Source organism: Lysinibacillus sphaericus (genome assembly GCF_001629735.1).
Classification (GTDB): domain Bacteria; phylum Bacillota; class Bacilli; order Bacillales_A; family Planococcaceae; genus Lysinibacillus; species Lysinibacillus pinottii.
In genome coordinates this window covers 1493984-1507141 of record NZ_CP015224.1, presented here as the reverse complement: position 1 = coordinate 1507141, position 13158 = coordinate 1493984, and the positions used below count along the sequence as shown (strand labels likewise).

At 37.2% G+C, this 13158-nt stretch carries 12 protein-coding genes; 6 read left to right on the top strand and 6 right to left on the bottom strand.

From position 1 onward, the window contains the following. Positions 1–546: 546 nt before the first annotated feature. Positions 547–1992 (bottom strand): MocR-like pyridoxine biosynthesis transcription factor PdxR, encoded by a 1446-nt coding sequence (locus tag A2J09_RS07355; RefSeq protein ID WP_012294502.1) that lies wholly within the window; start codon positions 1990–1992, stop codon positions 547–549. A gap of 350 nt (positions 1993–2342) precedes the next feature. Between A2J09_RS07355 and qoxA the strand changes: the two genes are divergently transcribed. The 4 genes from qoxA to qoxD all read left to right on the top strand — a co-directional run bounded on the left by qoxA (position 2343) and on the right by qoxD (position 6118). Beyond that, entirely contained in the window at positions 2343–3221 is an 879-nt protein-coding gene (gene qoxA / locus A2J09_RS07350) for a cytochrome aa3 quinol oxidase subunit II (protein WP_036161687.1), read from the top strand. A gap of 68 nt (positions 3222–3289) precedes the next feature. Continuing rightward, entirely contained in the window at positions 3290–5239 is a 1950-nt protein-coding gene (gene qoxB, locus A2J09_RS07345; RefSeq protein ID WP_012294500.1) for a cytochrome aa3 quinol oxidase subunit I, read from the top strand. Further along, positions 5236–5832, top strand: a complete 597-nt coding sequence (qoxC, locus tag A2J09_RS07340; RefSeq protein ID WP_012294499.1) for a cytochrome aa3 quinol oxidase subunit III — start codon at positions 5236–5238, stop codon at positions 5830–5832. Before qoxB ends, qoxC begins: the two co-directional genes overlap by 4 nt. A gap of 1 nt (position 5833) precedes the next feature. Then, positions 5834–6118 carry a cytochrome aa3 quinol oxidase subunit IV gene (qoxD, locus tag A2J09_RS07335; protein WP_031415917.1) on the top strand — a complete coding sequence of 95 codons (285 nt, stop codon included), beginning with the start codon at positions 5834–5836 and terminating at the stop codon, positions 6116–6118. Between the two features lie 165 nt (positions 6119–6283). Here the strand turns inward: qoxD and A2J09_RS07330 are convergent, their stop codons facing one another. After that, positions 6284–6823: a helix-turn-helix domain-containing protein gene (locus A2J09_RS07330; protein WP_031415915.1), complete on the bottom strand. Its 540-nt coding sequence runs from the start codon at positions 6821–6823 to the stop codon at positions 6284–6286. 149 nt (positions 6824–6972) lie between these two features. On the opposite strand from A2J09_RS07330, the gene A2J09_RS07325 reads away from it, so the two are divergent. Both A2J09_RS07325 and A2J09_RS07320 read left to right on the top strand, forming a co-directional pair. Then, positions 6973–8181 (top strand): MFS transporter, encoded by a 1209-nt coding sequence (locus A2J09_RS07325; RefSeq protein ID WP_031415913.1) that lies wholly within the window; start codon positions 6973–6975, stop codon positions 8179–8181. 157 nt (positions 8182–8338) lie between these two features. Then, the gene (locus tag A2J09_RS07320) at positions 8339–9193 is read left to right on the top strand and encodes a PhzF family phenazine biosynthesis protein (RefSeq protein ID WP_036161685.1); all 855 of its coding nucleotides are present in this window, start codon (positions 8339–8341) and stop codon (positions 9191–9193) included. A gap of 147 nt (positions 9194–9340) precedes the next feature. On the opposite strand, the gene A2J09_RS07315 is transcribed toward A2J09_RS07320, so the two are convergent. The 4 genes from A2J09_RS07315 to A2J09_RS07300 all read right to left on the bottom strand — a co-directional run bounded on the left by A2J09_RS07315 (position 9341) and on the right by A2J09_RS07300 (position 12890). After that, positions 9341–10675, bottom strand: coding sequence for a sensor histidine kinase (locus A2J09_RS07315; RefSeq protein WP_031415909.1), 1335 nt, complete (start codon positions 10673–10675; stop codon positions 9341–9343). Further along, complete coding sequence (locus A2J09_RS07310; protein ID WP_012294492.1) at positions 10672–11310, bottom strand: response regulator transcription factor; 639 nt, start codon at positions 11308–11310, stop codon at positions 10672–10674. Before A2J09_RS07310 ends, A2J09_RS07315 begins: the two co-directional genes overlap by 4 nt. 12 nt (positions 11311–11322) lie before the next feature. Beyond that, positions 11323–11865 (bottom strand): glycoside hydrolase family 73 protein, encoded by a 543-nt coding sequence (locus tag A2J09_RS07305; protein WP_012294491.1) that lies wholly within the window; start codon positions 11863–11865, stop codon positions 11323–11325. A gap of 143 nt (positions 11866–12008) precedes the next feature. Next, the gene (locus tag A2J09_RS07300; RefSeq protein WP_031415905.1) at positions 12009–12890 is read right to left on the bottom strand and encodes a GNAT family N-acetyltransferase; all 882 of its coding nucleotides are present in this window, start codon (positions 12888–12890) and stop codon (positions 12009–12011) included. Positions 12891–13158: the final 268 nt, after the last annotated feature.

Genomic DNA, 13158 nt, shown 5'->3' with positions numbered 1-13158 from the left:
AGCCACCTAGCGCGCTGATGGTATTGCGGAGCTAGGTGGCTAAGTGATGTTTTTAACTAGATTTAATTGAATATATAAGGGGTGCCTATATCCCTTCTATATTCTCGTGGGCATAAAAATATAATAAGTAGTGACTGCCTTGATTTTTTTCATCAGCAGCTAAAGCTAAAAATGAGACTGTTCGAACAGGTAAAGCTTTCAGACAACATTAACGATAGGTGTTGTGAATGTTATAACCTCTTTATTAAAAGTGGCTTTCTAGCATTTTTTCCTAAACCTTTGTGAAGCGCAAAACCTACTAGCATTAGTGATCTACCTCATCCCTAATGTCCTCGGCATTGCAGTCAAGGTTCCTCTATCACCTTCCCTATTTACAGATTTCATTACTTGTGCGAATAATTGTGAATCGTTCCACACGTCCATGATTGTTGATAGCTTTGATGGATGTTGGTTATCCATGTTTCTATCATAAATACTTTCCCTACTTTTTTAACCATCCACATCATTGTTAATTTAACCATCCACTTGTCTATAATTAACAAAAATTCATCTTTTTCCATTTAGACAATGCAGTGCTTCTGCAAACCTTTTGATTCCTTCGTCTATTGACTCGGTATCCTCTCTGGCGTACGTAAAACGGACAAATCCCTTTTGTGATCCCATAGTAGAGCCAGGCACATAGATGACCCCACGTTGAATGGATTCTTCTAGTAATTGGGTTTCATTATAATCTTCCATCATTACTTGGCACCAAATATGAATGCCACCCTGTGGCGCGTAAAATGTCACCTCATCCTTTAAGTACGTATGGAGACTTTGGACAATAGTATCTCGGCGTCTTTCCAATTCCTTCACTAAATGCTCGATATGCAGGTTAAAATTGGAGGACTGTAAAAAATCATTCGCTATCCATTGTGTGAAGCTGGAATGGCCAAAGTCAATTTGTTGCTTGGCATCGGATAGTCTTTCAATAACGGATGTAGGACCAATAATCCAGCCGATTCGTAAACCTGAGGCTACGATTTTGGACAAGGAGCTAATGTATAATACATTTCCGTTTGTATCTAATGATTTTAAAGTTGGTCTTTTCTCACCTGAAAAGGCCGTTAAGCTATAGGGATCATCTTCTACTACCGGAATCCCGAGCTTGGACGATATGTCTAGAATAGCCTCTCGTTTCTTTATATTTAACGAAGATCCAGTTGGATTATGAAAATCTGGGTTTAAAAATATCATTTTAATTCGATGTTTTTTATAAAGGGCTTGCAAATCATCGGGATTAATGCCATCCTTATGAACAGGAAGATAATGGATTTTTAATCCAGCCGATTTAAAAATAGGTAAATTAAAGTTATATGAAGGATCTTCAATCGCGACAGCATCTCCAGGCTTTAACAAGCATTGGACAATCAAATGTAATGCTTGTTGAGCTCCAGACGTAATGAGGATGGAAGAAGGATTTGTATCAATTCCTCTGCTAGTTTTTATATGGTTTGCTAGGGTCGTTCGTAAAATCTCACTTCCTTGAGGATGATCATATCCTAGACTACCAATGAAAGAGCGTGTTGCCGTAATCTCTCTTAATGCGCTTTTAGGAAAAAGATCCTCCGATAATTCTCCGGTTGCTAAATTGATCAGTTTATGATCCACTGCCTCTTTTCTTATTTTTTGCGTAACTGGTAGATTCGGTAAAAAGGAGCCTGCCTCAATATATCGATTCCAGCTCGGAATTCGCTTTCGTGTGATTCCCCAAATATCTTTGCTAATGGTCGTACCGCTTCCTCTATTGCGTTCAATGAGTCCCATTGCTTCTAATTCGTCATAGGCACTAACAACTGTACTTCTGTTTACTTGTAAAGTATTCGCTAAATATCGCTCTGATGGTAATGGTTTATCGGGCGGAAATGTTCCATCAGCAATCCCTTTTTCCATATATTCTGCGAGTTGTTTATAGATAGCTTTTTTTGCATGTCGATCTGGTTTCCAATTCATAGTTTTTCACCTCTATATTGCCTCTTATTTCTAGCTTTGTCTGAAAAGCTAAAAAGTCAATCATAATAGAATGTTAATGATTAATAACCATCCACTTCCTTATTACTTTCACCATCCACTTTTAATTATAACCCGTAGAATTCTACGAGAACCCTTATCTGACGCTTATTCCTCTCGATAATATTATACTAAAATTATTTTTGTTGTTTTAGAACGTTCTGTGTAATCTTGCAAAACACCTTGTCTTTCAAAATATGGACCACTATCATAAAAATCAATTGTGAATCAAAATCCATACAAGCCTATAGTAACCGATAGCACTTCAAAGAATCAGTTAAAGGGGTTTGTTTATGAAAAAAAGTTGGCTCAGATTAATTGGTCTTTTCACTATTGTCACTATGTTAACGGGCTGTGACCCGCTTTTAGTATTAGACCCAAAAGGTCCTCAAGCTCAAGTACAAGCCAAAGATATTATGCTTTCGATAGGGATTATGTCCTTTATCGTGCTAGTCGTTTTTGTGATTTTAGCTTATATGTTAATGAAATTTCGCGCTTCCAAGCAAAGTCCCGACTATAAGCCTCCCCATATTAAGGGAAGTACAATGGTTGAAATAATTTGTGTAGGTATCCCTGTGTTAATTGTTGCGTACATGTCTATTATTTCAGTTCAAAGTAATTACAAGGTGGAGTCTACGCCGGAAAAATACAAAGATGAAAAGCCTTTAGTCATTTATGCTGCAACATCTAACTGGAAATGGCATTTTAGTTATCCAGAAGAAGATATTGAAACCGTAAATTATTTGTATATTCCTGCAGAGCGTCCAATCGAATTTAAGCTTTATTCGTATGGACCGATTACTAGCTTCTGGATTCCACAACTTGGGGGTCAAAAATATGCGATGGCCGATATGGTGAATACCTTGCATTTGGCTGCGGATATGCCCGGAGAGTTTATGGGAAGAAATGCAAACTTTAATGGAAAAGGATTTGCGGAAAATACGTTTAATGTTACAGCGGTGACTCATGATGAATTTGATGAATGGGTCAAGGAAGTAAAGGAAACAGCAGATTTATTAACGGAGGAAAAGTTTAATACGTTACTACAACCAGGTCATGTGGGACAAGCCACATTCAATGGAACGCATTTAACGTTTCTACCAGCGCCTGAGGGTGAAAATGGCGGACATCAGCATGGCTCTTCCCACGTAAAAGATCATGCCACTCCATAAATTAATGATGAATTTCTCAAACGAAACTAGTTTACGATAAGGTTTATGTCGAAAGGAGACCTAGTCAGATGGATTACTTTGAACGTTTTGCTATACCCCATCCAAGCCCAGCTATTTATGCATCTATGGTCGCTATTGGTCTAACGGTTATAGCGATTATTGTAGGATTAACTTATTTTAAAAAGTGGAGTTATCTTTGGCGGGAATGGTTAACAACAGTGGATCATAAACGCATTGGTATTATGTATTTAATTTCAGCCATTCTTATGCTATTCCGTGGTGGTGCGGATGCTATTATGATGCGAGCGCAAATGGCAGTACCAGATAATAAATTACTAGATGCCCAGCATTATAATGAAATATTTACAACACATGGAACAGTCATGATTATCTTTATGGCGATGCCGTTTATTATGGCCTTTATGAATTACATTGTGCCGCTTCAAATCGGCGCAAGAGACGTGGCCTTCCCACGTTTGAATGCATTAAGCTTTTGGCTATTTTTCATGGGAGCTATGCTATTAAATATTTCCTTTGTTATTGGGGGTTCACCTGATGCTGGCTGGACGAATTATTTCCCTCTTGCTAATAATGAATTTAGTCAATCTGTAGGGGTCAACTATTACTTGTTTGCTCTACAAATTTCAGGGTTAGGTACATTAATTACTGGTATTAATATGATTGTTACCATTCTCAAAATGCGAGCTCCAGGAATGACATTAATGAAAATGCCTATGTTTACGTGGTCTTCATTAGTCGCAAACGTTATAATCGTGTTTGCCTTTCCAGTATTAACGGTTGCACTTGTCATGGGAACATTCGACCGCCTATTTGCTACGAATTTCTTCACAACATCCAATGGTGGTATGGATATGCTATGGGCGAATTTCTTTTGGGTCTGGGGACATCCTGAGGTTTATATTCTCATATTACCTGCCTTTGGGCTTTACAGTGAAATTATTTCGACCTTCTCGGGACGCAATCTCTATGGCTATAAATCGATGGTCGGCTCCATGGTGATTATCTCCTTCCTATCGTTTTTAGTATGGACCCATCATTTCTTTACAATGGGGCAAGGTGCTTTAACAAATAGTATTTTTTCAATAACAACGATGGCGATTGCTGTGCCCACTGGGGTGAAGATTTTTAACTGGTTATTCACCCTGTGGAAAGGAAAAATTGTCTTTACAACGCCGATGCTGTATGCCATGTTGTTTATCCCTACTTTTACAATTGGTGGCGTAACAGGGGTAATGCTAGGTATGTCTGCAGCTGATTACCAGTACCATAATACGATGTTTTTAGTAGCTCACTTTCACATGGTCATTATTCCTGGTGTTGTATTTGCCATGCTAGCAGGGTTACATTACTATTGGCCAAAAATGTTTGGCTTTATGTTAAATGAAAAAATCGGCAAAGTGACGGCTTGGATTATTGCACTTAGCACCTTACTTGCCTTTATGCCGATGTTCTTCTCTGGCTTAGATGGACAAGCACGCCGCATGTATACTTACTCAGCTTCCACAGGTTTTGGTATGTGGAATATGGTTTCCTTTGTCGGCGCTATTGGTCTTACGATTGGCTTTATGTTAATTGTATACAACGTTTATTACAGCATTCGTTATGCACCAAGAAACATTGGCTCAGACCCATGGGACGCACGTACATTAGAATGGGCTACACCAAGTCCAGTGCCGTACTATAATTTTGCAAAAGTACCGCATGTCATTTCAACTGAGGCATTATGGGATGCAAAATATCGCCAGCATGATTTGTTCCCAGAAAAATACGAAAACATTCATATGCCAAATAACAGTGGGATACCATTCATTCTAGGCTGTATATTCTTTGCTTGGGGCTTCTCATTTGTATTTGGTATGTGGATTCCAACTATTGTTACAACTATCGGTATTTTTATTTGCATGGCTCATCGTTCATTGGAAAAAGACCCTGGACACTATGTACCTGTCGAAAAAGTGAAAGAAACGGAATCAAAATTGCGAGGTAGTCAATCATGAAAATCGATCAATCACTCCCTTTAGAATATAGTACACAGCAAAATCAATTGAATATACTAGGCTTTTGGGTTTTTATCGGCGCTGAAATCATGCTCTTTGGAACGCTGTTCGCAGCATATTTTGTGTTAGTGGATCGCACCGGAACTGGCCCTACTGGAGCAGATATTTTTGAAATTACACCTGTTTTATTTGAAACATTTATTCTTCTCACTAGTAGCTTTACGATTGGTCTAGGCATACACGCTATGCGCAAAGGCTATATGAAAGCGATGATTACGTTCTATGTGTTGACGCTATTGCTAGGCGTAGCATTTATTGGATTTGAGGTTTATGAGTTTATTCATTATGTGCATGTTGGTGCAGGCTTACAAACGAGCGCCTTTACAGCTACCCTTTTGACAACATTAGGGACGCATGGTGCCCATGTCACATTTGGTGTGTTTTGGGGGATGTTTATTGTCTACCAATTAATTACGCGTGGATTAACGCCTGAAACAGCCAATAAATCTTTCATCTTCTCCTTATACTGGCACTTTTTAGATGTGGTTTGGATTTTTATCTTCAGCTTCATTTACTTGAAAGGAATGGTGTGAAATGAGTGATTTATTCCCACTAAAACAGGTGATGGGATTTGCCTTGTCGATAATCCTTACCATCATTGCAGCGTGTGTCTATTTTTTTCAGATAGCAATGCCTATTACGATGACAATACTTTTAGTCACAGCATTTATTCAGGCAGGCTTACAGTTAGTTGTCTTTATGCATGCTGGTGAAACGAATGATAAACCCGCCATCTATACCAATATTTATTATGGGTTAGTCATAGCGCTCGTTACCATTTTTGGAACATTACTATGTATGATTTGGGGTTATATTTAATAATACAATGGTGAAAAATCGTCCTTACTTGAACTTAGTAAGGACGATTTTTACGTGAAAATACCGATGTTTGTTTTGAATGAGAGCAAATCTTTCTTTAAAAGTATCAATCTATTTTACTTTGTAACCCTTACCATTCATCCGTGCCTAATTTTTAGGGGACAATCACGGAGTTGTATACGTTAATGACAGCATTAAATGTATTTTTTCATCTGAGTGATTAATATACGTGTGAAGTTCTTCACCCTTGAACTTAATGACATCCCATTGATTTAACAGATGGGTTTTCTCTCCGACCTTCAGCTCCAATTGCCCATTCAACACAAGCACAACTTCCTCAGAGCCTGCTAAGTGACACTCACTATATTCACTATTAGGATCAAGACGACCTCTATACCATTCAGTTCCATTTGTTTTGAATAAAGGCTCGACAAACCAGTCGTTATTGTGACCTGCAAATTGATATTCCGATCCAAAACGGTGAACCTCTACATTTTCTTCAAAGGATAATAAAGAAATTAATGGAATATGAAGCCCTCTACATATTTTCCAAAGGATATTAACAGTTGGATTTGTTTCCCCCCGTTCAATTTTCCCTAATGTTAGCTTACTGACATTACTAACACTCGCGAGCTCTTCGAGACTCATCCTTTTATTTTTTCGAATCTCTCTTAAGTTCATACCTACTTGACTAGATAAATCCATATGCTCCTCCTGCAATAGATGGCACCCCTTCCATTGACTTTGCACCAATAGTATACTATATTATACAAGTCGGTTAATCATAGTTTATTTTTTAAACAAAAAGTTAACTATAGTATATCAAATAATAACTAAAAGAGGTGTTTTCAGTGATGGCGAAATCAAAAAACTTCCCGATTATTTGGAGCGTTTTTTCTTTGTTTATACTTTCCATGAATCTACGAGCTTCGATAACATCTATCTCGCCAGTATTGAAAAATATTCAAGTAGACTTGCAGATGACAAGTGTTGTAGTAAGTTTATTAACGGCACTACCCGTATTTTGTATGGGGATTTTTGCGCCATTGGCTGGCAAGCTAAGTGAACGATGGGGTATTGAGTGGACGATTGGTGGATCCGTTCTATTAATCGGTATATCAACTGCTTTACGGTTAGTGGCAACTTTCCCCTTCCTTTTATTATTAACTGCTATTCTTAGTGGGATAGGGATTGCCATAACAGGTCCACTGATTTCAGGCTATATCAAAAAGGAATTTCCTAAATATTCTTCTACTATGATTGGTGTATATTCTGCGGGTATGGGAATTGGAGCCTCTTTAAGTGCTGGTTTAGTTGTTCCTGCTATGCATGCATTTCATCAATCTTGGAACGCAGCTTTAGCGATATGGTCGGTATTCGCTCTTATAGGTATCATTGTTTGGATTCCTATCATTAAAAAATCAAAGCCATCTCAAGAGTCATTTGAGAAAACTGCAAATCAAAAAAGTCGGTTACCTTGGGGAAACCGATATGTTTGGCTCCTTATGATTATGTTCGGTTTCCAATCAGGTGTTTATTATTCCCTCGCGACATGGCTCGCTCCAAAAGTACAGGATATGGGATATAGTGACGCCTACGCTGCAACGACCGTCACTATTTTTTCTGTCATGCAGATGGTTTGCAGCTTTATCATTCCCATCTTAATAAATAATAGTTCCAAGAGAAAGCCTTGGATGCTACTTTGTGCTTCAAGCTCCTTTATCGGCATTTTCATGTTAATTATGGGTGGAATCTCCCCTATTTTCTGTGCGACATTAACAGGGATTGGTGCTGGTGGTTTATTCCCATTAGCAATGATTTTACCTTTAGATGCAACGACTACACCAAAAGAGGCAAGTGAATGGACAGCAATGATTCAATTCGGTGGCTATATCATTAGTGGTATCATACCAATGCTTGTTGGGATTATCAAAGATATGACAAATACATTTGACGTTGCCCTTTTCACCTTATTAATTATTATCATCGTTATCATGGGGCTGACGTTAAAGGTTAAAACAAAGAAGGAATCAGCTACTATTCGCGTTCTTCCTAGTAGATGAAGGACGGCACCGCGTTTTTGACTGTAGGTAAACTATTTTGGAGAGTTCAGATACTAAAATAGTTCGCCTCTTGTTTTATTGTATATTTATACAACAACGTTTTTACGTAGTTTTTTCTATGCTACAATTCACTATAAATGAGGAAGGAAGATGTCTAATGAACGTAACCGTTTATGTTGCAAGTGCATTTAGCAAGGATCATCAAGGCGGAAATAAAGCAGGAGTAGTATTTGATGAGAATACATTGACCACTACTCAAAAAATGGAAATAGCCAAACAGCTGGGCTATGCGGAAACCGCATTTATATCAAAATCTGAAATGGCTGATTATAAATTTGAGTATTTTACACCAAAAGAAGAAGTTGATTTATGTGGTCATGCTACAATTGGCTCTTTCACGATACTGATGCATTTACACAAACTTTTCAGGGATTGCTATACAATTGAAACGAACAGCGGTGTTCTTACTATTACGATAAAAGATGACATCATTTTCATGGAACAAAACAAACCGATATTCTATGATGTTATATCTTCAAACGAATTCATCAACTGTTTTGATAGTAAAGCTATAGACAATAAATACCCCATTCAAATTGTCTCGACAGGCTTAAAAGATATTTTAATTCCTATAACCAATGAAACACAATTATATGCACTGCAACCTAATTTTGAAAAAATTAAAGAAATGAGCCAGTATTATAATGTTGTTGGGATGCATCTATATACTTTTAATGACAATCGTATTATATGCAGAAATTTTGCTCCCCTATACGACATCAATGAAGAAGCAGCAACTGGAACTTCTAATGGTGCATTAGCTTGCTACCTTTATGAACAGCATCACCTGCAAAAAGAAGTCTATGTATTTGAACAAGGCTATTCTTTACACTCGCCTTCTGAAATTTTAGTTAAATTAGCAACCAATAGCAAGAATGAAATAGAAAAAGTTTATGTTGGCGGCAAAGGGTATTACTGTGAAACTAAGTCTTTAAATATAGAAAAAGGTTAAGAATATCATTTCTCAACCTTAGACTGTAGATTTTCTACGTTTTAATTCCAAACATTGTATTAATTGAACAAGATTTTTGTCTTCTGTCTGAACACGGTTTAGGAATATGCCTAAACCGTGTTTTCATATATTCACTACCTATGATTATTACTCGCTTGTAAAATCTATAGTAAACGTTATTTTTCCATTTGATAGTGCGGACTCCGTTACAAAGTCTAACTGTTCGGCAAGACTTTTCACTGTAGCGAGACCAAGCCCTGTTCCAGAGAAATGTTTATTTCGAGAGCTTTCCCCTACATAAAACGGTTGCCATATTTTAGAAATATCCTGAAGCGTTGTATGATTACTTACTTTCAATATACCCGAATGAAAGGTAATCATTATTTCATTGCCCGAGGTGTATTTTAGTGCATTGCTAACCAAATTTTCTACAATATAATAGACTTTTTCCTGCTCACTATTCAGCATAAAGGTAGTTACGTCAGATTGAAGAACTATCTGCTTATCCCCCTTCAAAGGCTGATAGCTTTGGATGATTTCTTGTAGTAGCTGGAAAAAGTCAAAATGTGATACATTCATAGCATTTTCTTCTGTTCGAGCATAATAAAGCATATCTGTAATGATTTTCTCCATACGATCCACTTGCTGATGAATAACAGTTAAATAGGTGCCATCATCCAACCCATCTTCAATCCCACTTGAGTAAACATTAATGAGGGCGAGAGGCGTTTTCAACTCATGTGTTAAGCCCATCATAAATTGCTTTAAATCTAGATTTCGTTGGGTTAATAATTGCTGTGCTGATTCAAGGGTTAAACTCATTTTATTAATACTTTTTGCTAATTCTTCGATTTCATCACCCGTTTGAATGGTCGTCTGTTGAAAATTCAGTTCCCCAATTTCTTTTGCTACTTGTTGCAATTCATTTAATGGATTGGTTATTTTTCGAGATAGGAGCCCCGTAACTATAATAATGATTAAAATGCTTACTATTAGAAAGGCTAAATTAAAACGATTAATAAAAGAGGCTATATCTGTAAAACGTGCCATAGTGGCTCCAATCATCACAAGCTGATCCTCTTCTTTCGCATAATGCACAATAAAGCTAGACTTTTGTTTCCCCTGATCATAGAGCTTTCCTACAACTTTATCTTCCGAGATAGTTTGAAGTACTTCCTCGGAAACCCAAAATTTATTTAGAGCTATATGCTTTCTCGCCAGTTGAAGTCTTAAATTTTCATTCAGATCATTGAGGGAATCCTCCAATGGAACTGCTATAATCGTGACATCAAATTGACGCTCCACCAACTCTACATCCTCTAAAACTTGATAAGTCTCAAAGGCTTCTGATACTTTTTTATTCAGCTGATAAAGATAAAATTTAGGGAGAAAAAACTGGCTTACACCAAGGGATATAGAAAATGTAAGTATGACTACTAAAGTAATATAAATGGTTAATTTTGTGCCGATTTTCTGTTTCATTCGCTTGTACTATACCCAATACCTCTATGTGTTTGGATAATGTTCTCCCCTATTTTTTCTCGCAATCGTCGTATATGTGTGTCCACTGTTCGAGCATCTCCCATATAGTCCAATCCCCACACTAAATCCAGGAGCTGATCTCTCGTCAAGATTTGTCTCCGATTTTGGCTAAAAATTCGTAACAGCTCAAATTCCGTTTTCGTTAACTCTATTTCTATCCCTGCTCGCCAAACACGTTTACTTGTCACATCGAAGGACACATTCTGTAGCTGTTGTATAGCTTCGATTTGCAGTAATTTTTTCGCCCTCATAATGAGTACCTTAGGATAAAAGGGTTTATTGACATAATCGTCAGCCCCCTCTGCTAACGCTTGAAATTCATCCTCACCAGTGTCTCTTGCTGTTAGCAGTAAGACCTTTATCTTTTGTGTTTGTTTCATTTCACGACAGACCATCAACCCATCTTTTTTAGGCATCATCCAATCTAAAATGGCCAAATCAATTTTTTCTTGATAAAAAATGGCAAGTGCTTCCTCTCCATTTGTTGCGGTAAAGACCGTGAACCCCTCTCTTTGAAAATAGTTTTGTAAAATCTTTAACATAGCTAATTCATCATCTGCAATGAGTATATTCATTTTATGAAACTCCTAATGATCATATTTTTCCAGATTATATTGTTCGATAATAGCCATTAATTTTTCGGGATATAAAGGATCCGTCGAATAATTGCTTTTTTTCAAGGCATAGGCAGCTTCTTGATAGGTTGACGCTGCCAAAACCTCTTCGTATTGATGTGCATTCCAACTGGTACCCTCTAATAATAGCTGAAGATGGTCCTTTAATGCACTATTCCAATCGGGGTAAGCTCGAAATTCTGCTTCCGTTGTATAGCTTTTATTATGTTCATATTCAACTGTCGGCATTTTAACGGATTTACCATGATACCTGCCCTTCATCCCAAACAAGTTATTTGCGTTAACAGCTAATTCACTTTTACCATAATTCGATTCCAATATAGCCTGTGCAATAATTATGCTTGGCAATATTTCTTGACCTTGCTGATTTAATGTCACCGCTAGTGGTGCGATTTCATCAATAAATGCTACTTCGTCGTTATGACCCTGTCCAAATAGCTTGGCCATGTATAGGGCTAAAATAACTGTAAGTAATAGCATGCTGATTTTTTTCATTGTGTTTTACCTCATTTCCATTAAGCTGATGGTTGTATCGTAAAACAGCAATGTTACAGTTATTTGACAAAACATGAAAAGTGGCAAAAAAAGCCCGCACTTTTTAAAGTACGAGCTTTTGTATAGAGTCCATCCTATTGCAATTAACAATGCGATGTGAAAGGGAACATAAAATTCCCTTGCACAAACGTTTTTTTCGAAAGCACGAATAAAGCGTCGTCATCATTTGGCAGGATGGTTGCATTCATGCCTTCCATCATAAACTCTGGTGTAAAATGAAACACTACTTTTTTGGTTGTTTTCTTGACAATACTTGCTAGCAAATCCTCTACATTGATAGCATGCAAAGAGATGATATCATAAATATTTAGTACCCCTTCTTCTTCCTCCATTAATACTATTGTTTCTGATTCTTCTAAATAGTAAATAGCATGCGGGAAAACTAACGTAAAATAAAACATTAATAAGCTTTCATTTTGCTCCACAGCAATCACACTTGAATGGGTATAACGATTTTTCGCATAAGCTTCAAGAAGGGCTAGATTTTGATCAATGGTCAGCAGTTGGACGCTAGTCTGCTTTCGTTGTATAGGTCTTGTAGTAAGGTCTAAGCTGAATTCACTTTCATGGATACGCGTAAAGCCAAACTTGGGATAAAAATCGAGTACTGTTTCATTGGCAAAGAGATACATGAAATCACAGGCTTCTTCGTACTCCTTCATGATATGTAGCATCAATTGCTTTGCCAAACCTTGATGACGATGATGTTCATCGGTCATCACCGTCCCAATCTGAATTCCCTTTAATTGCTCGCCATTTATGCAAATCGACATTTTGTAAACAGAAGCATTGGCGATCACTTTTCCTTCATGTATAAATGAATAAGGAATATATTGGTCATTCCAATACCCTCTGTTATACCAGCCTCGAAAATCCAAACCAAATGTTTTTATGGCTAAATCATTAAAACTATCCTTTAATCGATCATCATGACGATAATCACACACCAATTCGTACTTCTTCATGTTTTTCCCTCCGATTATATATAGGAATACATCTTTATTAGTGGAATCCTCACCTCCTAAAAACAGAAAAAGACCCTATGAGAAAACCTCATAAAGTCCTTTGTTGATACACAGAAAACAATGCTCACCACTTTAGTGGCTACTAAAGTATCTGTTTATTTGAATCAGACAAGATTATGCTTCTCTTCGTTATCGCAAAAGGGCCATACTAAATAAATCTATAATTTTCTAACATTATAGAATAGCCCTTCTATTAAATTCATAGGAA